Source organism: Tautonia marina, from assembly GCF_009177065.1.
GTDB lineage: Bacteria > Planctomycetota > Planctomycetia > Isosphaerales > Isosphaeraceae > Tautonia > Tautonia marina.
Window position 1 is genome coordinate 1 of sequence record NZ_WEZF01000005.1, and the last position, 25,617, is coordinate 25,617.

Annotated in this window: 14 protein-coding genes and 1 tRNA gene; 9 read left to right on the forward strand and 6 right to left on the reverse strand. The window is 62.8% G+C overall.

Annotation, left to right across the window (positions count from 1 at the left end; genetic code table 11):
* Positions 1-234 precede the first annotated feature (234 nt).
* Positions 235-1,227, forward strand: coding sequence for an aldo/keto reductase (locus GA615_RS07450; protein ID WP_152050661.1), 993 nt, complete (start codon positions 235-237; stop codon positions 1,225-1,227).
* Between the two features lie 13 nt (positions 1,228-1,240).
* On the opposite strand, the gene GA615_RS07455 is transcribed toward GA615_RS07450, so the two are convergent.
* Positions 1,241-4,159 carry an FG-GAP-like repeat-containing protein gene (locus GA615_RS07455; protein WP_161602216.1) on the reverse strand — a complete coding sequence of 973 codons (2,919 nt, stop codon included), beginning with the start codon at positions 4,157-4,159 and terminating at the stop codon, positions 1,241-1,243.
* 395 nt (positions 4,160-4,554) lie between these two features.
* Between GA615_RS07455 and GA615_RS07460 the strand changes: the two genes are divergently transcribed.
* The 3 genes from GA615_RS07460 to GA615_RS07470 all read left to right on the forward strand — a co-directional run bounded on the left by GA615_RS07460 (position 4,555) and on the right by GA615_RS07470 (position 8,022).
* Positions 4,555-5,544 carry a DUF1559 domain-containing protein gene (locus tag GA615_RS07460; protein ID WP_152050663.1) on the forward strand — a complete coding sequence of 330 codons (990 nt, stop codon included), beginning with the start codon at positions 4,555-4,557 and terminating at the stop codon, positions 5,542-5,544.
* A 172-nt stretch (positions 5,545-5,716) separates the two neighbouring features.
* Positions 5,717-6,157 (forward strand): hypothetical protein, encoded by a 441-nt coding sequence (locus GA615_RS07465; protein ID WP_152050664.1) that lies wholly within the window; start codon positions 5,717-5,719, stop codon positions 6,155-6,157.
* 62 nt (positions 6,158-6,219) lie between these two features.
* Positions 6,220-8,022, forward strand: a complete 1,803-nt coding sequence (locus GA615_RS07470; protein ID WP_235905194.1) for a CRTAC1 family protein — start codon at positions 6,220-6,222, stop codon at positions 8,020-8,022.
* 198 nt (positions 8,023-8,220) lie between these two features.
* Here GA615_RS07470 and GA615_RS07475 read toward each other — a convergent pair.
* A tRNA-Ala gene (locus tag GA615_RS07475) sits at positions 8,221-8,293 on the reverse strand.
* A 188-nt stretch (positions 8,294-8,481) separates the two neighbouring features.
* Between GA615_RS07475 and GA615_RS07480 the strand changes: the two genes are divergently transcribed.
* Positions 8,482-9,423, forward strand: a complete 942-nt coding sequence (locus tag GA615_RS07480; protein WP_152050665.1) for a glycosylase — start codon at positions 8,482-8,484, stop codon at positions 9,421-9,423.
* A gap of 211 nt (positions 9,424-9,634) precedes the next feature.
* Here the strand turns inward: GA615_RS07480 and GA615_RS07485 are convergent, their stop codons facing one another.
* Positions 9,635-10,066, reverse strand: coding sequence for a hypothetical protein (locus tag GA615_RS07485; protein WP_152050666.1), 432 nt, complete (start codon positions 10,064-10,066; stop codon positions 9,635-9,637).
* Between the two features lie 728 nt (positions 10,067-10,794).
* On the opposite strand from GA615_RS07485, the gene GA615_RS07490 reads away from it, so the two are divergent.
* The 4 genes from GA615_RS07490 to hflX all read left to right on the forward strand — a co-directional run bounded on the left by GA615_RS07490 (position 10,795) and on the right by hflX (position 18,679).
* Positions 10,795-13,371, forward strand: coding sequence for a COG1361 S-layer family protein (locus tag GA615_RS07490; RefSeq protein WP_152050667.1), 2,577 nt, complete (start codon positions 10,795-10,797; stop codon positions 13,369-13,371).
* A 183-nt stretch (positions 13,372-13,554) separates the two neighbouring features.
* The gene (locus tag GA615_RS07495; protein ID WP_161602217.1) at positions 13,555-16,032 is read left to right on the forward strand and encodes a DUF255 domain-containing protein; all 2,478 of its coding nucleotides are present in this window, start codon (positions 13,555-13,557) and stop codon (positions 16,030-16,032) included.
* 111 nt (positions 16,033-16,143) lie between these two features.
* Positions 16,144-17,097, forward strand: a complete 954-nt coding sequence (gene truB / locus GA615_RS07500) for a tRNA pseudouridine(55) synthase TruB (protein WP_235905196.1) — start codon at positions 16,144-16,146, stop codon at positions 17,095-17,097.
* Between the two features lie 277 nt (positions 17,098-17,374).
* Positions 17,375-18,679, forward strand: coding sequence for a GTPase HflX (gene hflX, locus GA615_RS07505; RefSeq protein ID WP_152050670.1), 1,305 nt, complete (start codon positions 17,375-17,377; stop codon positions 18,677-18,679).
* Between the two features lie 1,067 nt (positions 18,680-19,746).
* Here the strand turns inward: hflX and GA615_RS07510 are convergent.
* From GA615_RS07510 to GA615_RS07520, 3 genes are all read right to left on the reverse strand, one after another.
* Complete coding sequence (locus GA615_RS07510; RefSeq protein ID WP_152050671.1) at positions 19,747-20,865, reverse strand: hypothetical protein; 1,119 nt, start codon at positions 20,863-20,865, stop codon at positions 19,747-19,749.
* A 120-nt stretch (positions 20,866-20,985) separates the two neighbouring features.
* The gene (locus GA615_RS07515) at positions 20,986-22,089 is read right to left on the reverse strand and encodes a hypothetical protein (protein WP_152050672.1); all 1,104 of its coding nucleotides are present in this window, start codon (positions 22,087-22,089) and stop codon (positions 20,986-20,988) included.
* A 198-nt stretch (positions 22,090-22,287) separates the two neighbouring features.
* Complete coding sequence (locus GA615_RS07520; protein ID WP_152050673.1) at positions 22,288-25,449, reverse strand: VPS10 domain-containing protein; 3,162 nt, start codon at positions 25,447-25,449, stop codon at positions 22,288-22,290.
* Between the last annotated feature and the right edge of the window lie 168 nt (positions 25,450-25,617).

Here is a 25,617-nt window from a genome sequence, read left to right on the forward strand (position 1 = left end):
AAATCTCAAGGATACCACTCAGGGAGCATGCTCGCGTGACAATTTCTGGGCAAATGTTTGGGGCTCGCGAAGATTTTGATGCACTGATTCCGTCGGGGAGTTTTGATCCGCGATTTTCGAATCGTTTGGGCTTGCATCGATGGAGCTGGGTGATGAACCTGGGAATCTCTTGAGATCGAATCAGACCGATTTCTCGAACCCGTATTTTCAATCAAGCAGGAGCATTTGGCGAAGATGATTGAGCGATCCTTGGGGAACAGCGGCCTTCGAGTTTCGGCCATCGGTCTCGGCTGCATGGGGATGAGCGAGTTCTACCACCCGAGTCAACGGAACGATGACGAATCCATTCGCGTCATTCATCGTTACCTCGATTCCGGAGGCAACTTTCTCGATACCGCGGATATGTATGGTTCCGGGCACAACGAGCAACTCGTTGGCAGAGCGATCAAGGATCGTCGTGATCGCGTCGTGCTGGCGACGAAATTTGGAAACGTCCGCGGGCCTGACGGTTCGTTCCTCGGTGTCCGAGGAGACGCCGCATACGTCCGGGAATGTTGTGAAGCAAGTTTGAAGCGACTTGGGATCGACGTCATCGACCTCTACTATCAGCACCGTGTCGATCCCAACACTCCGATCGAGGAAACGGTCGGCGCGATGGCCGAACTGGTCCAGGAGGGCAAGGTCCGTTACCTCGGCCTCTCCGAGGCCGCTCCGGCAACGATCCGACGTGCGGTTCAGGTCCATCCGATCACTGCGCTCCAAACAGAATACTCGCTCTGGACCCGTGATCCAGAGGAATCGATCCTGCCGACGGTTCGCGAACTCGGCATCGGATTCGTCGCGTATAGCCCACTCGGCCGGGGTTTCCTGACCGGGCAGTACCGGTCCATCGAGGATCTCCCTCCCGACGATTATCGCCGCAACGCCCCTCGATTTCAGGGCGAGAACTTTCAAAAAAACCTTGATCTCGTTGCGAAGATCGAAGAACTCGCCGCCGCAAAAAGTTGTACACCAGGGCAGCTCGCAATCGCCTGGGTGCTTGCGCAAGGGGATGATCTTGTCCCCATCCCTGGCACAAAGCGATCGCAGTACCTCGATGAAAACCTTGGTGCGATCAAGGTTCATCTCACAACCGAGGAACTTCAGCGACTCGATGCCGTTCTGCCGATGGGCTCCGCCCAGGGAAATCGTTACCCAGATCGCGCCATGCAAGCGATCGATCGGTGACCACGAGATCGATTCATGGTCCGTAGCCGGGCAAGGGAACGGGTCGGGGCTCGCCTTCTCTCACGAGGTAGCCGGCATCGATGGGCAGGTCGTCGAAACGATCAACATGGCCCGATGTCCAGGTGACCTCAACCGAGACGGCCCCCTCGCTCCTCCCGAGGCCGAAGTGGACCCGGGGGTCATGGGCCGACTGGTAACTCTGACCTCCGTGCCTCCAGGCAACTAGGCGATGATCGCCATTGGTCACGACGATCCGAGTCCCGATGGCGTCGCGAGACGAGGTGGTTCCCTCCAGATGGAAGGTTACAAAATGGCCACCGACCGTCCGGTTGCGAAACAAGGCGAGTGGACCGTCCTGAGGAAGCACCAGCAGGTCGAGCCGTCCATCATTGTCAAGGTCACCGACAGCGAGCCCTCGGCTCACTCGGGGGATTGTCCAGGGAGAACCCGCTCGCTCGGTCACATCGGTCAGCCGGCCACCTCGGCTCCCCAGCATCAGTTGGGTGGGCATGGCGTACGGATAGAGCGGCCGAGAGTCGTTGACCATCCCATTCGCGGAGGCCAGGTCAAGCGCGCCGTCGTTATTAGCGTCGAGGAAGGCGACTCCGAACCCGAGCAGGGAACGGCTCGGGGCCATTCCGATGGAGGTTGAGGCATCGGCGAAGAAGCCACCACCCAGATTCCGGTAGAAGGTCGTCCCTTCGCCGTAGAAGTTCGTGACCGCCAGGTCGGGCTTCCCGTCACCGTCGAGGTCGCCACAGGCAATCCCCATACCTGCCTGGTAGCCGCCATCGGCGTTTGACGCGACACCCGCCAGCTCCCCGACCTCCTCGAACCGGAGGCCCCCGCGGTTGAGGTACAGAAAATTGCCCGTCATATCGTTGGCCACATAAAGGTCAACGAGTTGGTTGCCGTCGAGGTCGGCCGCGACGATCCCAAGACCGCGACCATCTCGGCCGACAATCCCGGCATCCTCCGTCACATCGACAAATCGATCACCATCGTTCCGAAAAAGGCGATCGGGAACGGCTTCAAAGAGTAAGGGCTCGCAATAGGTCGGTTGTCCGGTGTCCTCGTTCACGCAGGAGCGAGGATTCTCCTCATCCCAACGCACGTAGTGGCAGACGTAGAGATCGAGGTCGCCGTCTCCATCCAGATCGGCCCAGGCCGCCGAGGTGGGCCACTCGGCCGGAATATCAAGACCCGTCGATTCGGTCACATCCTCAAAGGTGCCGTCGCCACAATTCTGCCAAAGTTCGTAGGCGTCGAAGCGGGTCAGGAACAGATCAGGAAAGCCGTCGTTGTCGAAGTCGCCGACCGCAATCCCATGACCGTATCCGCGGCCCGACGGGGAAAAGCCGGCCGCCACTGTCACGTCTTCAAAGGTCCCGTCGCCCCGATTCCGAAAGAGGCGATCACCACCATCTCCCGATCCGGTTCCGGAGGGGAAGTCCCCTCCCTGAGGCACGAAAACATCGATCCAACCATCTCGGTCGAAATCAAGCATCCCGACTCCACCCGACATGGTTTCCGGCAGGTGGTGGGCCGGAGAGTGATCGGCAACGAACTGAAAGTCGAGGCCAGCGGCTTTGGCCTCCTCCTCGAAGGTCGGGACCACGTCGACCACTGAGGTGTCGGGCGTCCGTTCCCTCAGAGGATCGTGTGATACCGGATCGGTCGCGACCAGCCGATCGGCAAGTGCCACTCCTTCCTCGGCCAGGACCCGTGCCGATTCCTTGAGCCGGGCAAGGGCCTCGCGGGCCTCGATCGCACCTGGCTCACGGCGAATGACGGCCAACCACCAGCCAATCGCCTCATCCCGACGTCCAAGGTTCTCGGCCAGTCCAGCCATCTCACGAGCGATCAGAGCCAGTTCGTGGTCCTTGAGATGGAAACGTCTTCCGTATTGATCACGAAGTTGGTCGACCTCGGCCTTCCGCCGTCGAAGGCCGGCCGCAACCTCGGTTTCCCCGGCTTCAATGGCAAGCTCAGCGAGACGATCAAGGGCCTCCGGATGGCCGGGAACCCACTCGATCAAGCGTCGGAGGGCCTCACGTTCACGGTCTCGATCCCCGTCCTGAGCCGCGAACCACGCGTCCAGTTCAAGCAACTCGCCAGGTTCAATCCGGTCGGGCGGCAGAAACTCCAGGGCACGTCGCGCCGCGCCCGAGTCACCGGCAACGATCGCCCAATCGAGTCGAGCCCTCCAGGTGGGAAGGTCGTCCGGGCGGGATTGCAGGCAGACATCAAGACCGTGGCCCGCCTCGTCGATCTGCCCAGCGCGCAGTGCGAGATTCGCCAACCCCAGTTGAACACGAACATCATCGGGATGTGTTCGCAGCGCCTCCTCGAACATCGCTCTGGTGCGATCCACGGGAACGGCTTCGGCCTCCAGGAGCCAAAGATCCCGGACAACCCGGATCGGATCCGTTCCCCCGGTCAGTTCATCACGAAGCCATTCGCGCGCCTCGGATCGCCTACCCTGAAAGCGGAGGAGTCGAACCATCATCTCGCGGGCCTCGGCCTCATGAAGCCCTTTCCGATCCAGGGCATCGAGAAGGAATCGCTCACCGTGATCGAAGGCTCCTCGCTCAAGTGCAACGGCCGCCCTCCGGGTCAAGGCAAGACCGGCAGAACTCGATTCCGGTGGGACCCGTTCCCAGGCAGCAAGGGCGTCGTCAAGATTCCCCTCCAGCTGCTCACAAAGGCCGAGCAGGTACGCAGCCTCACCCTGACCAGCTTCCCTCGCCGCAAGCGGCTTCAGGAGGACGAGGGCCTGAGCTACATCGCCCCGCTCCAGATTCCGCTTTGCCTCGGCCAGATGCCGCCGCTCCGTCTGTTCACGCATGATCCACTGCATTCCAAGCACGACAGGAACAAGCAACAGCACGACACACACAAAGCCAATGGCACGTCCAGACTTTCTAGGCATAAACATTCTCCCGCAAACTCTCTCGATTTCGGGATCGTCGAACAATAGAAGTAAGCCAGATTAACGAGTCACTGAGAAAATTTCCTTGACTCGGGGGAATTAAACCCGTTTATTAGCCTTGGGGTCAAGAGTTCCATCAACATCTCTGGACGTTTCTTTTCGGGATTTGATCGAAAATTCGTTCAATCTTACGGGAATTTCCGTCGGATTGGATGGGCGCTGATTGTGCGCCGATCGATCCCGAATTCAGGGTTCAGCCCCCGTTCCGGGGCGGGCCAATGCTCTGCCGCAGTGTGAAGGGCCGGCGTGAGCCTGATCAATGACCCCGACCTGCGTCGGCTTTGGAATGAGAGCGACCGAACGGCAAACCTCGCTCCCCAAAGGAGACCGAATTGATGCGTCACTCCGCGATTCGAAAGTCCGGCTTCACCCTGATCGAACTGCTGGTGGTCATCGCCATCATCGGCGTCCTGATCGCCTTGCTCCTGCCGGCCGTGCAGTCGGCTCGTGAGGCGGCCCGACGTGCCCAGTGCACCAATAATCTCAAGCAACTCGCACTGGCCTCGCACAACTACCACGATACCAACGGCGCCTTCCCCGCGGGGAGTTACTCCCCGGACTGGCTCGACCCGAACACCTTCCCCTCACCAGACGTGTGGCACGATCCGAACAGTACGTGCTGCCCGTGGGGAAGCTACAGTTGGGCCGGTGCCATTCTCCCCTTTGTCGAGGGGAATAATGTTTACAACGCGATCAATATCGCCCTGCCTGCTTACGCCTTTACTGTTCCCGAAGTCTCGGGTTGGGCCGGTCCCAGTAATGAACGCGGGCCGGCCGGTAGCCTGGCCAACTCGACCGCCGCAGGGGCAATGCCCAACGCCTTCGTCTGCCCGTCAGTCGACCGAGTCCAGCCGGAAAGCCAGTTCAAGGACTACGCCATCAACGGCGGAACCGGGATGTGCTGCCCGGAGCGAACCCGGACTCAGGCCCAGCGCCGGGCAGTCGGCGATGGAATGGGCGCGATGAATATGTACGTCAAGATGTCCGAGATTCGTGATGGAACGAGCAACACGATCCTTTACACAGAAAAAGCCCACAACGGCAACCACAGTTGGGTTCCTTTGAATGCGGGAAGCAATCAATTCCTCTGGGTTCATCACGTCTCGCAGGGATATGTCACCGCCGCCGAGCACAACGGCAACCCCTTCCCACCAAACTCGACCTACCCGAATTCACGAGGGGCCTTTGGACGGCATCCGGGCGGCGTCATGGTCGCATTTGTGGACGGCCACGTTGCATTCCTCAAAGAACATGTCAACTTTCAAACCTATCGCGCCCTGTTCACTCGGAGCGGGAGCGAGGTGATTTCGGCAGACTCGTACTGACGAGTTGCTATTGAGATCGAAAACCCCATACCCGGGGCCCTTTGCGCTTACCTTGGCGCGAAGGGCTTCTCGTGATCCCGGAACCGTGCCTGGACCGGCGACCCTGGGTCGAACCTAGCGCCGTCGGGCGCGGGCCTCCACGTTCCCTTTCTTGATTCGAGTGATTCTGAACATGAACAACCGAAAGTTCGTTCGGGTACCATTTCTGATCGCCCTTGTTATTACTCCGTTAGCCATGGTGGGCTGCGGTGGTGACCCCGACGCGCCAGAAATCGCTCGCGTTACGGGGCAGGTCACGCGAGGGGGGAAACCTGTCCCGAACCTCACCGTCAATTACATGCCGACCGAGGGACGGCCAAGCTGGGGAATCACCGATGCCCAGGGCCAGTACGAACTCGAGTACAACGCCGATTACAAAGGGGCCAAGGTCGGTCACCACAAGGTCTATGTTGTCTTCAACCCGACCAGCATGGATGGAAGTGTGGGGAGTGTCGAGGGGCTCACCGCCGAAGATCGACAGGCCATTCAGGAGAAGTATGGGAGTGAGCAGACCACCGCGATGGAGGTTGATGTCAGCGAGGACGGACAGGTCATCGACCTGAAACTCGACTGACTTCGGCCTCGGCCGGAAGGCCGGTTCATCGCTCACCTGCATTGCCTTCGAGAGTGCGTCCCATGCGGTCCCAACCCCTCTCGCGGTCTCAGGCTTCCAGGGACCTAGGCTGGCCTCTGCCCCACCGCGCTCTGATCTCGATGGCGGTGGTGCTGGTGGTGGTGCTGCTGATCGCGACTGGCTGTCACGATCCTCTGGCGAGTTCCGCGTCCGAAGCACCACCGCCCCCTCCCTCCCATCCCGCGTCCGGGCCGTGGTTCGTCGATCGAGCGCCGGAATTCGGCCTCAACGTGGTGACGATCAGCGGGTCCCCAGAAAAGCGGTCCATCCTGGAATCGCTCGGGGTCGGTGTTGCCCTTTTTGATGCCGACGGGGATGGCGACCTGGATATCTTCGTGGCCTCCGGGAGCCAGGTCGTCGAGGGCGAGGTCGTGTCCGCCGGTGGTCCCTGGCTCTTCCGAAACGACGGGCCCGGGCACTGGACCGACACCACCTCGTCATCGGGACTGCAGGCTCGAGGGTGGGCCCAGGGTGTTGCCGTTGCTGACTACGATGCCGACGGCGACCTCGACCTCTTTCTCGCCCAGCATGGCCCCGATGTGCTCTGGCAGAACCTCGGGGACGGCACCTTCCGTGACGTGACTGAAGAGGCGGGCCTCGGCCACGACTCGTTCTGGGGCGTCGCCGCGACCTGGGGAGACTACGACGGTGACGGATGGCCTGATCTTTACGTCACGAACTATGTCACCGTCGATGCTGCCGAGCCCCCGCCTCAAGTCGGTTATCGGGGCAGGTCCGTCCAGGTGTTTGCCGGTCCCGAGTCTCTTCGGGGAGAGCCCGACGTACTCTGGCGCAACCGAGGCGACGGCACGTTCGAAGACGTCACCGAATCCGTCGGTCTGCTCAGTCCCGAGGGCAAGGGAATGGGAGCTCTCTTCGCAGACTTCGATCGCGATGGTGATCTCGACCTCTTTGTGACCAACGACACCCAGCCCAACGAGTTCTTCCGCAACGAGAACGGCCACTTCCACGAGGAGGGTCAGCTCGTTGGCCTCGCCCTCAGCGAGATGGGGAGGGCCGAGGGGAGCATGGGGATTGACCTGGCCGACCTCGACGGCGACGGCTGGTTCGACCTCGCCTACAGCAACTTTCACAAGGAAGGGACCCGGCTCCTCATCAATCACGAAGGCCGGATGTACTCCGACATCGCTCGTCAATCCTCGGACGCACTCACCACAATCCTCTACGTCGGATGGGGCATCGTTCTCGCCGACTTTAACCACGATGGCCATCCCGACCTGTTCCAGGCCAACGGCCACGTCTACCCGCTGGGACCGACGGAACGCTACGACCAGCCTCCCATGCTCCTCCGGAACGTGGGAGCCTTGCGCTTCGAAGACGTCACCTCAGACTGGGGCCCGAGCCTGGCTGACCAGCGATCCGGCCGAAGCGTCGCGGCCGGCGACCTCGACCACGACGGCGACCTCGACCTGGTCATGACCACGATCGATGGTCCGCTCCGCGTGTTGATCAACGAAGGCCAACGCCTGGGCCACTCCATCACCCTTCGTCTCGTCGGTCGTCCCCCCAACCGAGACGCTGTCGGAGCCATCGCCGAGCTTCAAGCCGGAGGCAAAACCTGGATCAACACCGTCCGCCGGGGTGGCAGTTTCATGGCCGCCTCCGACTCTTCGCTCCACTTCGGCATCGGCCCCACCGACTCGATCACCTCACTCCAGATTCACTGGCCCGACGGCACCTCCTCGCTTTTTCCGGGCGAGTCGATCCCCATCAACTCCTCGATCACCCTTTCCCAGGACGACCCCACCCCGATCGTCCTCCCGTATCATCACACGGGCCGATGATTCCCCTTCAGAGTGCTGGTTGATCCACACCTTGATCGGGTCGGATGAACCAGCCTCACTACAATACGGCTGGCTGTCACCACCTTGAACCATCAGATTCAATTGACGAGGGCGAACTCGCGCTGAAACCGACCAATCTTCTCAGTTCCGACTGGACTTCATCGTCCACCATGGCCCCATTTCACAAGTGACTCAGAGTGGAGCGGAAGGGGATCGAACCCTCAACCTCAGCATTGCGAACGCTGCGCTCTCCCAATTGAGCTACCGCCCCTGAGCAAAAGAACTTTACCGCATTTCGGGGGCGGGCTCAAGAGACGATCGCTTCGGGAGTCGCAGGAACTGCGCTCACTCAACGGATCTCCCGGTTGCGAGAGGGAGGGCAGGGGGGGTAGGGTGTCGGGCATGCGATCAGTCACCGCATGATCCCGCGGTTTCGAGCGTCACCCGGAGAGGAAAAGCATGAGTCGCGTCATCCGATGGGGATTGCTGGTCCTGGTGTTGCCTCTTGGCGGGGCATCGGCTCAGGAACCTCGGCAAGACCAGGGATTTCCGGCATGGCTCGTTCAGTGGGAGCCGGTCGACGCCAACCCGCTCTTTGAAGGTGAGGGGGGAACGGCCTGGGACGCCAAGATCCGGGAACGAGGTTGGATCTGCCGAGAGCCGGACGGTTCCTATCGGCTCTGGTACACCGGCTATAACGAGGATCGATCCCCCACCCGATTCCTCGGCCATGCCACGTCGCCCGATGGCATTGTCTGGACCCGAGATCCGAGGAATCCGCTGCATACGGATCACTGGGTCGAGGACATGTGCGTGCTTCGCCAGGGCGATCGCTATTACATGTTCGCCGAGGGAAAGAATGATGTCGCCCACCTCCTGACCTCCGCCGACGGGATCGACTGGAAGCGCCAGGGGCCGCTCGACGTCCGCCTGACCAATGGCCAACCGATCCCTCCAGGGCCGTACGGCACACCCACGGTCCTCATCAAGGAGGGGGTCTGGCACCTCTTCTACGAGCGAGGGGATCGAGGAGTCTGGCTTGCCACGTCAACCGACCTCCAGGTCTGGACCAATGTGCAAGACGACCCGGTCATCCCGCTCGGTCCAGAGTCCTACGATCAGACGGCCGTGGCCCTGAACCAGATCATCGAACTCGACGGCGTCTACTACGGCATCTACCACGCCAACGCCCACCGACCCTGGCGCGACTGGACAACCTGTCTGGCTCGATCGACCGACCTGATTCACTGGGAAAAGTATGCCGGCAACCCGATCATTGCCGACAACCGATCGAGCGGAATCTTCATCGAGGAACCGGACGGCTGGGTCCTTTACACCATGCATCCCGATGTCCGGCGCTTTGAGTCCACCGGATCGGGCGATGAATCGAATCGTCCCTGAACAGACCGGAGGGTCGTGAGCGCGGAAACTCGCCATCGTCATCCCCTGTTTGCCGAGTCGGTCCCCAGGGTCCGGGGGATTCGTCCTGAACACGTCAGTGGTCCGAGGCCTCCTTGCCTCGGACTGGACGGCGATCCTCCGCTCGGGCCGCGGAGATCGTTCCAAACCCTTTTGAGTCATGAGACGGGGGGGATGATTCGACTCCCTTCGATCACCATCCGTGCCCGCGGTGACGACCATGCCCGTGGAACCCGCCGTGGCCACCCCGACCAGGGAAGCCGACGTGGCCAGGCACGCCGTACCCCGATCGGAATTCCCGGTACACCGAACCGCCGTAACCGTAGCCGTATCCCGGCCCATAGCCGGGAACTCCGCAGACGGGCGGGACCGGCGGCGGGCAGTAGCGAGGCGGTCGCACGTGCCCGCAGGGCGACTTGCAGCCGAGGTGGCAGCCGGAGGTCCGGCCGATTCCCACATTCACGCTGATGCCGCCAAAGCTGCCACCCGGGCCGATTCCGAATCCTGGGCGGTGGCCAAAGCCTGGCCCAAACTGAGCCGCCGCAGGAGTCGGTGATCCCAGCATGACCAGCCCGCCGGCCACCAGCGCACCGAAAAGACTCAGGGTCTTCAGATTCAATCGCATCGGAGATACCTCAATTCATGGGGTGAACTGCGAGTTGATTCCCGTGGGATGCTCCGCCGCCTCGAACCGCTCCGTCTCGGTCGTGTCCGGGGCATCCGTTGCTCCACGTCTCGAATCAAATCCAACAACCACGTGCCGCCCCGATCGTTCAGACGCCTCACAGAACCGTTCCCAGACGTTCCTTCCGCGTCGTGATGATCGACCGCTGGGCAGCGACGGTCTGATCGCACCCGCTGTGCCATTCCCACGATCCCGGCAATTAACCAACCCTGAACCTTTTTCAGGAAAACGACTTAGGTCGCGTTTCTCCGAAATCGAATTCCCTCAATCACGTGAACGAATCCACCAAAGTCCTGGCGAGGCGTGGGAATTCTGTTGCCTGCAACCGCGAGGGATCGTCCTTCGAATTGCCGAGATCAGAACGATCCCTGTCGCGGAGGATTTCGTTCAAACTGGGGTTTCCTGACTGCTGGGCATCTGGTATCAACCGACCCGCGGAGCAACACGCGCCGTGACGGGGGGGACCCGATCGGACGGGTCCACCGAGCCGACGTCGGGGCCTTCATGGACCGCTCGGTCCCGGCCCGTCCGTCGATTCGACGGAGCCCTCGGATCGGGACGACTCCCAAGGAGTGGGAGGCGAAACCATGGCCCGGTGGTGGCCGACCCGCTCAGAGAACGGTGAACAGACCGTTCGAGCACGGTTCCCAAGGATGGGGAGCGCAGGCATGCCCCTGCGGATGTCAATTGCCGCGGTGATCTCGCTGGGGCTGGCCGTAGGCGTCCAATTCGTCTCCGGTCAGGCCGCTCAGCAGCCGCCTCAGGTCGCCCAGCCTCCGGCCCCGAAGCCGTCGGCCGCCGACGATGCGCGGCTCGAACCGCCTCGGGTGGCGAGTCCCGCCGCGATCGCCAACAGTGACGCTCCCGCCGCAAGCGAGGTCACTCCGCCCCGAGTCGTCGAGCCCGACTCGAACGCTGCCAGGGGCTCGCTTCCTCAACTCCCCGTCGATTCCGCCGACATCGGGCCCCCCGCCGTCGCGTCTCCCCGGTCGCTCGACCTTCCTCCGAGCGATGGCATGGGCGAACTGCTTCCGCCCTCCGTGGCCGATCAGCCTGCAATGGCGATCGATCAGGAGCAGGAAACGCCACCCGCCCCTCCCGACCTGGCCGATGCCATGCCTTTCGACCTGGGTGGTGTTGCTCCGGATCTGCCCTCCCACGAGCCTCCGGACGAGCCCAATCCGGGCCTCAACGCTCCGATCGTTCCGGCCACCGTTCAGTTTGAGGAACTCCCGTCATTCGAGTCCGAGCCGGCCTCGGCATCGACCGATTTCGTCGGTGGCCAGCAGTCGCTCGGGTCTGAACTCCCTTCGGACGCTCCGGGAATCGAGTTCAGCGAACTCGCGGCTCCTCCCGGCGTTCCGCAGGACTCCCCCGCTGCGCCTGGGTTTGCCGACGCAATGCCCACGCCGGAACCGATTGAATCCCCCGAACTCGACTCGGCTCCAGTCTTTGAGGTGCCCAACGACCCTCCGGCCGACCTCGGGCCTCCGACCGACGACCCGGTCTTCGCCGGAGCAACGCCTGAGCCTCAAGACGCTCCCCCGGCTCCGGCCGAAGCTCCGGTATTCGATTCCCCGGCTCCCATGCAGGTCGAAGCCCCCCCGGCCCCTGCCTCCAATGGATCCCTGATCGGACGATCCCCAACGGATCCCCCATCGTTCTCCTCAACCGAACCCCCGGCCGACCCCTCAATTCGGACATCCGCCGCGCCTCAAGACGGCGTCGGTGCCATGTCGCAAAGCCTGGGAGACCGCTTCTCCGAAGGCCCTCGTGAAATCGGCCTGAACCTCGACGTGGCCATGCCGCAAACGTCGAACATCAACCTGCCGATGAAGGCCGTCATCACACTTCGGAATGACGGCCGAGACGACGCCTTCGATGTCGTCGTTCGCCTCCCGCTGCCCGACGGCCTCGAATTTCTCGAATCCTCTCCCCAGCCCGACGAACAAGCCGACGACGGCCGGATGCTGGTCTGGAAGTGGTCCTCTCTCGGCCCCAGCGACACCAGGTCCATCGACCTCACCGTCAAGCCCTTGAAGGCCGTGCCGATGGACCTCGTCCCCCGAGTCATGTCGGTCATGGCCGCCAAGTCGCGCACGACCGTTCAGGAGCCAAGGTTGAAGATCGACCTCGTCGGCCCCAACGACGATCAGGTCAAGGGGTCGGAAATCGACTTCAGCATCACCGTACGCAACAACGGCACCGGCCCGGCTCGACAGGTCAACCTGATCGCCACCCTCACCGGCGGCCTGAAGGGCTACGACCACAACGGCCAGCTCTCCGACGCTCCTCGCTTCGAGCAGATGATCGGCGATCTTGCCCCCGGAGAGGTCTTCGGCCCCGTGGTCCTCACGGTCCTTGCCGACAGCAAAGGCATGCAGAACTGTACGATCGAGGCCCTTAGTCCCGACGTCGTCCCCGCCACTCCGGTCAGTGCCAAGCCGGTCAATATCGTGGTTCCCGAGCTGGTTCTCGATGTCATTGGCCCCGAGAGTCGTCCCGTCGGCTCCGTCGCCGAGTACACGGTGACCATCACCAATCAAGGCACCCGCTACGCCTCCGATGTGGCCGTCGCCCTCTTCGCCCCCGAAAGCGGTGTGCCCGACGTTCCCCAGGACGCCAAGTACCGACAGGATCCCGACAAGCGCCTGCACAGCATCTACTGGCGCATCCCCCGGCTCGATAAGGGTGAATCCCGAGAATTCCGCGTCCCCATCCGGCTCGACCGCATCGCCCTCTACACCGTCGAGGCCGCCGCTCACTGCGAAGGCTTCCGCGAAGGGCGCGATACCAAACGCTCCCAGAAAACGACCGAGGTCATGGGGATCCCCGACGTCAAAATCGTCGACGTCACGCGCAAGGATACCGTGATCGACGCCGGAGACACCACCGAGTTCGAGATCCGGATCAAGAACATCGGCTCGAAGGAGGCCACCAACGTCTTCATCGACTTCTACACCAACGAATGGATCTCCGTCGAGGGGACCGACCCGCCCAACGCCAGGACGAGCGACGAGAACCCCTACCATCACGGCTTCGACCCCATCGATCGCCTCGCTCCCGGAGCCGACCGCACCTTCATTGTGACTGTGAAGGCCCAGAAACCCGGACCAGCCATCGCCAACTTTGATGTCCATGTCTACTGGGAAGGGATTCCGGACACCGCCGCCGTCCGAAGCAATAATCACGTCCGGATCGCCGAGGGCCAGATCGCCCGATCCGACTCGAACGCCCCGAAGTGATCGATCCATCTCGATCTTCCTCCGAACGACGCGCCGGCCCCTCATGTCCGGCGCGTCGATTCGTGCGCGAATCCGCGGCTTCCCCCCTCAATCCTCCTGCCGATCCCATTACAATGGCCTCTCTCGATGACGACCGGCCCTCCGCCGGACCATCGCCCCGCGATCCCACCGAGCGAGGCCACCATGCGACCGTCCTTCCTCCTCCTGCCGATTCCCCTCTCTCCCCGGAGTCGTGATTCCCGCTCCGTCTTCTTCTGGCTAGCCTCCCTGCTCCTGCTGAACACTGCCGGCCCCCTCCTGGCAAGTGACGGCACCAATCGCCTGGCCGATGAGTCGAGCCCCTACCTGCTTCAGCACGCCGAAAATCCGGTGCACTGGTTCCCCTGGGGTCCCGACGCCTTCGAGGCCGCCCGGCAGCAAAACAAGCCCATCTTCCTCTCGATCGGCTACCGATCCTGCTACTGGTGCCACGTGATGGAACGCGAATGCTTCGAAGACGAGGCCATCGCCGCCCTCATGAATGAGCATTGTATTTGCATCAAGGTCGACCGCGAGGAACGCCCCGACGTCGATCAGATCTACATGACCGCCTTGCTCGGCATCACCGGAGGGAGCGGCGGCTGGCCCCTCTCGATGTTCCTCACGCCCGACGGACGCCCCTTCTACGGCGGCACCTATTTCCCTCCCCAACCTCGTGATGGTCTTCCCAGTTTTCCCCAGGTGCTTGAGGCCATTCACGACGCCTGGACCAACCGCCGTGACGAGATCGAGCAAGACGCCACCCAACTCACCGCCTATGTGCGCCGCCTCTCCGATGTCGGCCCGGCCATCGAGGAGGTTCCGCTCTCTCGGGACCTCGCCGACCAGGGGCTCAATGCCCTCTCCCGACGCTTCGATCCTGAGTACGGCGGATTCGGCTTCGATCCCCAGCAACCGAAACGCCCCAAGTTCCCCGAGCCGTCGAACCTTGTCTTCCTCCTCGACCAGGCCCGCCGCGGCCAATCCCCGACCGGTTCCCTTCCCGAGCCGAAAGAGATGGTCCTAAAAACGCTCGACCGTATCTGCCGAGGGGGCATCCGCGACCACCTCGCCGGCGGCTACCACCGCTACAGCACCGATCGCTCCTGGACCGTCCCTCACTTCGAGAAGATGCTCTACGACAACGCCCAGCTCGCCTCCGTCCTCCTCGATACCTTCGAGCTGACCGATGATCCTCGATGGGCCGACGAGGCCCGCGCCACCCTCGACTTTGTCGCCGACACCATGACCCTCCCCGATGGCGGCTTCGCCTCCTCCCTCGACGCGGAAACGGAGGGAGAAGAAGGCGCCTTTTACGTCTGGACACCTGATGAGGTGAAAACCGCCCTTGGCGATGATGAAGACGCCTACGATCTTTTCGCCCGCTCCTACGGCCTGACTCGTGAACCCAATTTCGAAGGGGACCGCTTCGTCCTCCTTCACCCCGACACTCCCGGCGATCTCGCCGTCGCCCTCGGACTTGCTCCCGAACAGGTTGAAGACGCCCTCGCCCCGCTCCGCGCCCGGCTCCTCGACGCCCGCAACCAGCGCGAGGCACCCTTCCTCGACGACACCGCGCTGACCGCCTGGAACGGCCTGATGCTCGCCGCCTTTGCCGACGGGGCCCGGGTGCTCGATGAACCTCGATACCTCGACATCGCCAACCGCGCCGCTGACTTCCTGCTCGATTCCCTCCGAGACGACGACGGCAACTTGCTCCGATCCTTTCGAAGCGGCTCCAGCCGCTTGCCGGCCTATCTCGAAGATTATGCGTTTCTCATCCACGGACTCCTGCGCCTGCATGCGGCTTCCGATGACCCCGAACGGCTCGCCCAGGCCCGCGAACTGGCCGACCGGATGATTGCCTCCTTCGCCGATCCCCAGCGCGGCGGTTTCTTCTTCACGGCCGACGATCACGAAAGCCTCGTCGCCCGGGTCAAGGACCCGTACGACGGCGCGCTTCCCGGTCCGAATGCCGTGGCGATCCTCAGCCTGCTCGCTCTCCACCGCCTCACCGGCGACCCGATCTACCGAGACACCGCCCGAGACGCCCTGGACGCCTTCGCCCCGTCGATGGGACGGTCCCCGGCATCGGCTCCGCTCTTGCTCGTCGCCGTCGAGGAACTGCTCGATCTGGACAACGCCGCTCCCGCCCCGGCCGCCAACGCTCCGTTTACACCCGGCCGCCTCCGGCTCCCGACCGAGGCCCCCTCACCGACGACCAACCGGCTCAGGGTCGTCTCTCCCACCGTGTCCAAGCCTGAGGAACCCATCCAGCCTGGCAAACCGTTTGAAATCCGAGTCACCCTGACGATCGACGAGAAGTACCACCTGAACGCCAACCCCGCCGGCGCCCCGAACCTTGTTCCCACCCTTATCACGCTCCCAGACGACTCCCCGGTTCGTCTGCTCGACGTCTCTTACCCCCCCGGCGAACCCCTCACCCTTGCGGGGCAGGACGCCCCCATCTCCGTCTACTCCGGCTCGATCACGGCCGTCGTCCGCCTCTCGATCCCCGACGCCACCGAGGCCGATTCCCTCGACCTCACCCTTTCGATCCGCTACCAGGCTTGCGACGACCGCTCGTGCCTGGCTCCTGCCTCGATCTCCCTCCCCGTGACACTTAAGGTCGCTCATCCCTAAACGCTCACCAGCACAAACACCCAAACCGTTACATGATGATCCATCGGCCTCCCCTTGGCCTGTCCGATGGGTTTCGACGCGTTTCTGATCCGCCCCTTGCTGGAGTCCTCCGTGCCCCCCTCCGCCGTGCCGTTGTCTGGATTCCTGAATGTCGATAAACCCATCGGCCTGACCTCGCGCGACGTGGTCAACCGGGTCGTCCGCGCCTTTCGGAAACCGAAACCGAAGGTCGGCCACGCCGGCACGCTCGACCCCCTGGCCTCGGGGGTTCTGGTCGTTGCGATCGGTTCGGCCACCCGGTTAATCGAACAGGTCCAACGTCAGCCCAAAACCTACCTCGCCACCATTCTCCTCGGGGCGACCAGCGACACCCTCGACGCCGACGGCACCATCACCCCCGTCCTCGATCCCCCCATTCCTTCTGAAGCTCAGGTCCGTGACGCACTCGCCTCCCAGGTCGGCACCATCGACCAGCTCCCTCCCGCCTACTCGGCGCTTCGGGTCGATGGGAAGCGTGCCTATGACCTCGCTCGGGAGGGGAAATCGGTCGAACTCGCCCCTCGCCCCGTGCGGATCGATCAGATTTCCTTGCTCCGCTACGAATGGCCCCACCTGGAGATTTCGGTCGATTGTGGCGCGGGGACCTACATCCGGTCGATTGCCCGCGATGTGGGAGACGCCCTTGGCTGCGGCGGCCTGATCGCCACCCTCCGCCGGACCCGGATCGGCCCGTTTCTCGAAGACGACGCGATCTCTGCTGATCCCGAATTCCTCACGTTCGAGGCAATCGTCGGGCGACTTCGTTCCCCCCTCGATGCCGTGACCGATCGTCCTCACCTGCTCCTGAATGCCGAGCAGGCCGCCGCCATTGGCCGGGGGCAGGCGATCGAGGCGACTGCCTTCGACCTCACCGCGCCGAGTGTCGGAGAAGAGGTCGCGTTACTCGCCCCCGACGGCAGCTTGCTCGCCCTTGCCAAGGCCGATCCGACGTCCGGTCTGATTCAACCGCGCCGGGTCTTTGCCTCATCCTCGACCCCTTCCTCTCGATCGTCGAACTCGACCTGATTCGCTTGCGGGTGAGCCATTAGCGTCCTCCTCATGCAGCGTGCTCCGGAGGTGAATTGACTGAACATTTCTTTGCCGGCGGACGAACTTGGAGAAGACCCATTGTGTCTATCCCGATGCGGGGCGATCATGCTTCGTTGACGGCACGACACCCGCCGACCTAGAATCGGCGCGGGGTTGCAGCGTCACGGGAGAGCTTTGAGGCTCCCCAGGAGTGAGGCGAGGGTTTCTCGTCGCACCAAATCCTTTCCACTCCCCATCGAGGGTTATAGCCGCCTTGACTGAACTGAAGAGCACCGATCGGAAGGATCTCCGCGAACGGGCCATCCTTGTCGGCGTCCTGCTGCCCGACGGGCAGTATAACCCCGAGGACCCTCTCGACGAGATTCGAGGTCTGGCTCAGACGGCGGGCCTGGTCGTCGTCGGTTCCCTCCTCCAGAAGCGGCAACAGATCGACATTGCCACCGTCATCGGTTCCGGCAAGGTCGATGCACTCAAGGAGCTTTGCGAATCCCAGGAGGCCGACCTCGTGGTCATCGACCACGACATCGGACCCGCCCAGGGTCGCAACCTGGAGAAGGCACTCGGGGTGAAGGTCATCGACCGCACCGAGGTCATTCTCGACATCTTCGCCACCCACGCCCGCACCAACGAGTCGCGCTTGCAGGTCGAGCTGGCCCAGCTCGAATACTCGTTGCCGCGGCTGAAGCGGATGTGGACCCACCTCTCCCGTTACAAGGGGGGGATCGGTGTCCGAGGTCCGGGTGAAAAGCAGCTCGAAACCGACCGCCGGCTCGTCGAAGGACGCATCCAGGATCTGAAAGCCAAGCTCTCGAAGATCCAGGCCCGCAAGGAACGTGAAGTCGCTGCCCGAGACGCCGTGCCCACGGTTTCGCTCGTCGGCTACACCAACGCCGGGAAGAGCACCCTGATGAACGCTCTGACCGGCGCCGGCGTGCTGGTCGAGGACAAGCTGTTCGCCACGCTCGACACCCGGACCCGCCGCTGGAACTTCTCCGGAGGGGGCCAGGTCTTGCTTTCCGATACCGTCGGGTTCATTCGAGACCTGCCGCACTCCCTCGTCGCCTCGTTCAAGGCCACGCTGGAGGAGGCCCGCCAGGCGGATCTCCTGCTGCACGTCGTCGATGCCTCCAGCCCCGAGGCCGAGACCCAGATCCATGCGGTCAACGCCGTGCTTGAGGAAATCGGCCTGCGAGACCATCCCACAATCCTTGTGCTGAACAAGGCCGATCGTGTCCCCGATCGCTCCTTCCTTGATGTGCTTCGAGCCCATCACGACGAGTCGATCATCGTCAGCGCCGCCTCGGGCGACGGACTCGACCGCCTGGAACAGGCCGTCCGCGAGGCCCTCAACGAAAACGCCCTCGACGCCCGGATCGAAACCACCGTCGGCGATGGCCGCGTGCTCGCGTATCTGGCACAACACGCCTTGATCCGCAACCGGACCTACTCCGACGGCGACCGTGTGACCCTCGATTGCCGCCTCCCCCGCCGATGCCTCGGCTACCTCGCCGAGCAAGGCGTCGAGGTCAGCATCAACGATCAGGGCGTCTACGTCTGATCGTCCCGCGCCCCAGCGTTGCTCCGAACCCATCAAGGACCCGGCCGACCTCCGATCTCAACCCTCGGAGGTCTGCCGGGTCCTGCCCGTTTACCCCTCCCTCCGCTCAGACCACCCGCGCATGCGCTTCGCCTCGATGTTCGAACAGCATCGGGGCTGGGGTCGATTTCGCCACGCGGATCGAACCACTCGCAACCGGAATTCCTCACGGCCTGCGCGCCTCAGCAGGTTATCTCCCGATTCAAGCCCTGGTCTCGTTCACAAACCGGGAGCAGTCGGGACAAGAATTCAATCGGTTCCCCTGAAAACATGAATTTTCAGCCCTCATTCCCTGATACTTTGGGAGAAGGCGTTCCGTTCTCCCGGACGGCGTGCCCGCCATGATGGCTCATCGTTCCTGGCCCTGATTCCCTCTCATGCTGCCCTGACTCCCAGGATGATTGGCCATCCCTGCCTCACTTCTCGATCCAGGGACAAACGTGCTGTTGACTCCCGTCGTGCGCAACCAGACAAACCCAAATCTCGCCTCAACGGACGATGCAGTCTGGGATGAACACGCTCGACGATTTCGGCCTCCTCGACACACAACCTCAATCGCATCCCACAACGAAACGAACCGATTGAACGTCCCTCCGATTGCTAAAGACCGCGTCCTAACCTGCTTTACTCCAATAATTTACACCCATCATCCTCTGTCATCCGATCCGCGCACTGACAGCGCACCGCCGGGCGCACCGTCGCGCACCCGAGGGCCCGTCTTCTCCGTGTCGGTCCTCGACCCTCGTTCGGTCTCCCCACCGTTTCGCTCCAGCGCACGTCACGGAGCGCCCGGAACGGAACGAACCCAATTCGAGGCGATCACATCGACCACCGAATGAGCGCAAGCTCCTTTGAAATTAAGTGTTAGGTCAGCCACCCTACTTCCACAAGGAGCGATCCAAGAAGCGCTCCCGATCCGATCTGGCACAGAACCAAACCGCTTACCAGGCGAGCGATCGCCCAGAAACGCTCTTTGAGAATTTGGTGGAAGCATCAGGAGGGGCGATCCGATCTCGGATCGTCGAGCCTCAAGGAGCAACCTGGAAGGGAACGGACACAGTCCGCACATCCACGCGGGGCTCGATCCGTTCGAATACGTCGACCTCGAACGGCCGACCAATGCCATTTCCGGCGAGGTCTTCCAGGTCGGTATCGGCAACCAGGAGATATCGGCCGGGTCGCCAGGGCGCATCGGGAGTGAACGACCATCGCGTCTCGTGGTCCGTCACCTCGGACTGGCCAGACAGAAGACGCCCTTGCTCATCGGAGACGAAAACTAATCGACCCATCAGGGCATGATCGAGCGGTTCGGGCAACTGAACCCGGAGTGGTTCTCGGCTTCCGGCCATTGGTGTAGCGAGTTGCCAATCCGAGGGGTCGGGTGGAACCTCATCGGCGGGCAGTGTCTCAAAGACTTTGCGAAAGGGCTCCGCCAGAGAACGACCGGCAGAATCCGGCCATTCCGCCCCGATCTGGAGCGTGTAGCGTTGCCCCGCCTCCAGGACCGGGCCAAGCTCCTCCCGAGGAACAAGCCCTTGCTTGATCCGACCCGGATCAATCAGCAAGGTCAGACGAGTCCCCGACGGGTCCCACAGTTCCTCATCCAACTCAAGGAACGGGGACGGGACCGGATCACCGTCAGGCCCCAGCAACTGGAGGTGACGGTACACCTCTCCTCGACTCATGGGAGCGGAGAAGTGAACGTAGACGCGAAGCAGGTTTTCCGGAAGCTGATCCCCAGAGGGATAGACCGCAAGAATGCGGGTCGGTTCGGCGGAGTCGGCAGGGTCTGGGAGGGCCAGATCGGCTTCGATCGGCCTCACATCCGGGTCGGCGCCAGGGAGCAAGCCAGGCCGAAAGGTCGCTCGGTAGGTCGTTCCGGGTCGGATGGCGTATCGAGGTTCGAACCGGAGGCGATCCGAGTCCATCCGCAGGCGGCCGAGCATGGGCACATCTGCTCCGAGGACCGCGACCGTGAACAGCGTTTTGGGCCGAAGCCCTTCCTCCTTCAGGAGTTCCATCGTGGACGCATCGAGGCCGACGACCTCGAACGCTCCATCCTCCGCCAGCCGGATCGACGGCCCTTCGTTCCCGGCCGAGCCCAGAAGCCCGGCGACGCCCAAGAGCAAGGGGAGCCAGCAGGTCATGATGGTTCTCATCCCGGAATCGTGAAGGGCAGGGGAGTCCTGATCCATCTGGCTGCACACGACGGCCCGAGGCTCGGGAAATCCCGAGCCTCGGCGATCGCGAGCGAATGGCCCTTGAAATCAGGGGAGCTCGATCGACTGCAGGTCCTGGGCGCCGCTATCATCCTGGACAAGGATCAGGGCGTGCGTGTCGTTGAGCCGGTCGAGCTGGACCACACCGTTGAGGTGGCCGAGGGTCTCATAATCGAGCCCTGCGGTGTCCTCAATCCGGGTGGTGATCCCCTCGATCGACAGGGCCGGGCCGGCGTCGAGTTTCATGACGCCTCGGGCCGAGTTGGCGATCAGAAGCAGGTCGCGCCCGTCCTTCTGGTAGGCGACCATGTCGAGCGGGGTGTTGCGGTTGCCCAGCTCGGCGATGGTGGTCCCCTTCACATGGGCACCGGCCTGCAGCTCGTCCATCGGGATCTTCACCAGCGGGGTGCAGGTGTAGGCGGCCATCAGGTACGGCTCACCTTGAAGCTGCGTGGTGATGAAGGTCCGAATCGGCGACCGCGTTTCGAATCGCCCGTGTGCACCGTGGTAGATCTCCAGGCTGGCCGACTCGGCATCGGCCTGGAAGGGGACGGGAATCGCCATCAGGCGAGAGGAGAACTCCTCGTTCGACAGCCCGGCGACGAACAGGCGACCATCGACGAAGACCAGGTCGGTGATCGACTGGCTGCGAAGGCTCCGGCCGCGTTCCTCGGCGTTCGGATCGGGAGCGTTCGGCAGCATGGCCTTGGCGAAGGCCACGTCGGAGAGGTCAAGCACTTCGACTAGCCCCGATGGCTCGACGCGAACGATGGCCGGCTCGGCCTCCGGTCCCCGGCCTCGCGACACCGACAGGAAGGCGTTCCCCGTGGCCGGATTGACGGCCAGGTCGTTGATGAGGATCTCTCGGCTCTCCGTGCCAAGTTCGGCGGCAATCCGCTCGTTGATCTTGGCGGCCTGGATTGTTCCTCGGCAGGCGCATTCGGTGTCGCCCGTGGCAATGGCAAAAACGGCCGCGCCGGTGGAGTCGCCGACGAACAGGACCCCATCAGGCCCGAAGGCCAAGGCTCCAGCCGACTTCAGATCCGGTGTTCCCCGGTCCATCCCGGCGGTCAAGGTCTGGGCGTTTGCGGATGTGGCCACCAGGGCCCCGGCAGCCAGGGCCGCCAAGGCGGTGCGCATCGTCTGCGTCATGAGAAGACCCCTCTTAGGTTCAAACGTCTCGGGTGTCGATCGACGCGGGCGGAGTCGAGACTCCCCCTCAGGGAAAGTCGAGCGCCATCTTGGCCCCCACTGTCCCGAGAAATCAACCAACTACCCGATAATCGACCGGCTCCCGAGACGCCCTGGGTCTGAGACGTCCGGGAAGGCTCGGCCGATTCGGCGGGGCGATCAGTCGAAGTCGACCCGCTCGTTGCGAGCCCCTTTCGGTTCTTCCTCCACGTTGATCGGTTGCCAGTCGGCATCGGCAACGATGGTTTCCGAGTTGGGCAAGGCCGGATCCTGATCCACGCGGATCGTCTGCCGGAAGGGCTCACCATCGACCTCAAGGATGATCCCATAAGTACCGGGCGGCACGGGAGTTCCCCGGCTCCCCCGACCGGCGGTGAATCTCCTCCCTCCTTCCGGCCTTCGGGTCAGGTCCCAGACAACCCGGTGCAGGCCCGGCTGGCGCGTCGCGTTGAGGGGTTGCACGGTCTGGCCCGCGGCGTCGACGACCGTCAAGGCGATCTGCTTGGCCTCCTCGGTTAAGGAGTAATACAGCACGCCGCCGGTCGTCGGGTTCTCGCCATAGAACTTCCGATTGGTCCCCCCTCGGATTGGCTCCCGCTTCCATCGGACCGCAGGAAGGGGCTGATAGAGATGGGCCTTCGCGTTCCGGACTTCCTCGGTCAGCTCTCGGAGTGGGGTCACGTCGAGCACCCAGAGACTTCGGCCATGCGTGGCGGCCACGATCTCCCCGGCGGTGGGATGAACGGCGATCTCATGGATCGCCACCGTCGGCAGGTTGCTGTTGAGCGACTGCCACGACTCCCCTCGATCGACCGAGAACCAGAGGGCGAACTCGGTGCCGCAGTAGAGCAGGGCGGGGTTCTTGACATCTTCCCGAAGGCATCGGGTCGAACCGCGACGAAGGTTGCCGGTGATTGGTTCCCAGGTCTGGCCGTAATCCTCGGTGACGAAGAGATAGGGGTTATCATCGTCATTGCGGTGGCCATCGACGGCGACATAGCAACGGCCGGCCTCGAACCGGGAAGGTTCGATCGTGCTGATGCCCCTCGGACCAGGCAAACCAAGAGCCTCGGTGACATCGGTCCAATCCCCACCACCATTGCGGGTGACCCAGAGCTTTCCGTCGTCGGTCCCGACGTAAAGAACCTCTCCATCGACGGGAGACTCTCCCAAGGCCGTGGCGCTGCCTCGATCGGTTCGGGTGATCTCGGGAGAGATGATCCGAAGGTCATTCCCACGGTCGAGCGACTTGAACACATAATTGCCTGCGGCGTAGTAGATCCTGGGATTCTGGTTCGAGAGGATGAAGGGAGTGTTCCAGTTCCAGCGATATCGGCCCCCTTCGGAACGAGGAGGGCGAATGCTCCCACGCTCGCCGGTGCGGAGATTCACGCGCTGCAAGGCTCCGTACTGGCTGGTGTAGTAGATCAGGTCGGGGTCGTCGGGATCGACCCGGCAGCGGAATCCGTCGCCACCGCCCACGCGAATCCAATCCTCGTTGGTCGGGCCCTGACCGTTGCGGGTGGCGACCGGACCTCCCCAGGTGCCGTTGTCCTGGAGGCCGCCATAGGCGGAATAGAGGCGTCGAGGGTCGATCGCAACGTGGTAGAATTGCCCGAGCGCCAGGTGGTTCAGGTGGTCCCATTGCTCGCAGCGATCGTAGGTGACATAGGTGCCGCCGTCGTTGCCGAGGATGATGTGGCGACCATCGCGGGGGTCGATCCACATGGCGTGGTGGTCGGCATGGACGCCCTGGGCACCGTCGGCGGTGAAGGTCTTGCCGCCGTCCTCGGAACGGTGCAGAGCAACCCCCAGAACGTAGATGCGTTGCTCATCCGAGGGGTCGACGCGAATCTTGCTGAAGTACATCGGCCGGGGATTCAGGCTGTTGATCCGGGTCCAGGTGTCGCCGCCGTCGGTCGATTTGAAGACACCGCCGGTCTCGAAGCCTTCCGCTCCCTGTTCATCCTGCTTGTTTTCCAGTTGCCCGCCGAGGGACGCGGCGAATGGGAGTCTTGGTCCCTCCTGAGTTCGCCGAGCGTCAAACGTCACCATGAAGGTCTTGCCCTCGTCTCCACGACGAGCGTTGATCGTGACCGTCTCGCCTGCATGCTTCGATCGGAGAATGTCGATCAGATCCTGGTACGTCTCAACGTTGGATCCGTCGATCGCGGTGATGACGTCTCCGGGTTCAAGTCCAGCCCTTGCGGCAGGTCCGTCCGGACGAATTGCCGTTAGCCCCGCGCCGACCTCGGAATCCTCGCCCTGGATGCCCATCAGGGCGGGCTGTTTCCCTTCCGGGAGTTTGGGGCCTTCTCCAATGCGCTCCGATTCGACAATGGCGAAGACGATGTCCGGATTCGACCGGAAATAGGTCAGGCCGATGCGACCAAGCTTGCAGGTCGGCAACCCTTCCGTGATTCGGGAGAACGATTGACCGCCGTCGGTGGTCTTGTAGATTCCGGCCTTCTCACCAAACTTGACGGCGGGGTCGCCCACGTCGAATTCGTCGCGCCGACGCTCATAGGCGGCGACGAGCAACGTGTCGGGCTCTTTCGGATGCATGACCGCGTCGATGATCCCGGTGTTTTCGTCGAGTTCGAGAACCTTCTCCCAGGTTTCGCCGCCATTGGTGGTTTTGAACAGCCCTCGCTGCTCGTTCGGGCCGTAGAGTCGACCCAGCGCACCGACGTAAACGACCTCTGGATTCTCGGGATGGATCAGAATGCGGCCAATCTGAAACGACTCGGTCAGCCCCATGTTGGTCCAGGACTTGCCGCCATCGGTGGATTTGTAGACACCATCGCCGTATGAGACGGAGTTTCTCGGGTTCTGTTCTCCCGTGCCGACCCAGACGATGTTCGGGTCCGACGGGGCCACCGTGACGTCTCCAATCGAAACCGTGGTTTCTCGGTCGAACAGGTGAGTGAAGGAAATGCCGTTGTTCGTCGTCTTGAGTAACCCCCCGGAGGCTGTGCCAACATAGAATGTGCTGGGGTCCGTTGCGACGACTGCTAGGGCCACGATCCGCCCTCCCATGTTGGCAGGACCGATCGCTCGCCATTGTAGGTTGCCAATCCAGGTCGGATCGACCGGGAGAGCCGGCGGCCCAGCCAATGCCTGTTCCGCCTCCTCCTGCTTCAAGACTTCGAGTTGCCTGGTCAGGTCGTCAATCCGATCCTGAATTTCGGAAATGCGTTGATGAGGGTCGTCCTTCTCCTGAGCCCAAACCGGAGCCACCGCCAGGGTTGCGATGGCCAGTCCGACCACCATGCGCCTCGGTCCGCGAGGGATTTCGAACAGGGCGGTATTCCGATTCATTGAAGAAATCCTCAGGAGCCGATCTCAAAGGGGGCCGAACGAGCACAGCGAGGAGCGGCCTGATCTGCGTAATCGCCCAGGGTTTTCCATCTTACAAGAGCGATCGAGCGTGGGCATCCGGTCCTATCATTTTGAGAGTGCAGGGGGAACGAACCGATGAAACTGGAA

Excerpts from the sequence above, each read along its gene's own strand:
- GA615_RS07515 (WP_152050672.1), bottom strand. The coding sequence starts at position 22,089 with ATGACGCAGACGATGCGCACCGCCTTGGCGGCCCTGGCTGCCGGGGCC.
- GA615_RS07490 (WP_152050667.1), top strand. The coding sequence starts at position 10,795 with ATGCCCCTGCGGATGTCAATTGCCGCGGTGATCTCGCTGGGGCTGGCC.
- GA615_RS07460 (WP_152050663.1), top strand. The coding sequence starts at position 4,555 with ATGCGTCACTCCGCGATTCGAAAGTCCGGCTTCACCCTGATCGAACTG.
- GA615_RS07480 (WP_152050665.1), top strand. The coding sequence starts at position 8,482 with ATGAGTCGCGTCATCCGATGGGGATTGCTGGTCCTGGTGTTGCCTCTT.
- GA615_RS07465 (WP_152050664.1), top strand. The coding sequence starts at position 5,717 with ATGAACAACCGAAAGTTCGTTCGGGTACCATTTCTGATCGCCCTTGTT.
- GA615_RS07495 (WP_161602217.1), top strand. The coding sequence starts at position 13,555 with ATGCGACCGTCCTTCCTCCTCCTGCCGATTCCCCTCTCTCCCCGGAGT.
- GA615_RS07510 (WP_152050671.1), bottom strand. The coding sequence starts at position 20,865 with ATGACCTGCTGGCTCCCCTTGCTCTTGGGCGTCGCCGGGCTTCTGGGC.
- GA615_RS07520 (WP_152050673.1), bottom strand. The coding sequence starts at position 25,449 with ATGAATCGGAATACCGCCCTGTTCGAAATCCCTCGCGGACCGAGGCGC.
- GA615_RS07455 (WP_161602216.1), bottom strand. The coding sequence starts at position 4,159 with ATGCCTAGAAAGTCTGGACGTGCCATTGGCTTTGTGTGTGTCGTGCTG.
- GA615_RS07470 (WP_235905194.1), top strand. The coding sequence starts at position 6,220 with ATGCGGTCCCAACCCCTCTCGCGGTCTCAGGCTTCCAGGGACCTAGGC.
- GA615_RS07450 (WP_152050661.1), top strand. The coding sequence starts at position 235 with ATGATTGAGCGATCCTTGGGGAACAGCGGCCTTCGAGTTTCGGCCATC.
- GA615_RS07485 (WP_152050666.1), bottom strand. The coding sequence starts at position 10,066 with ATGCGATTGAATCTGAAGACCCTGAGTCTTTTCGGTGCGCTGGTGGCC.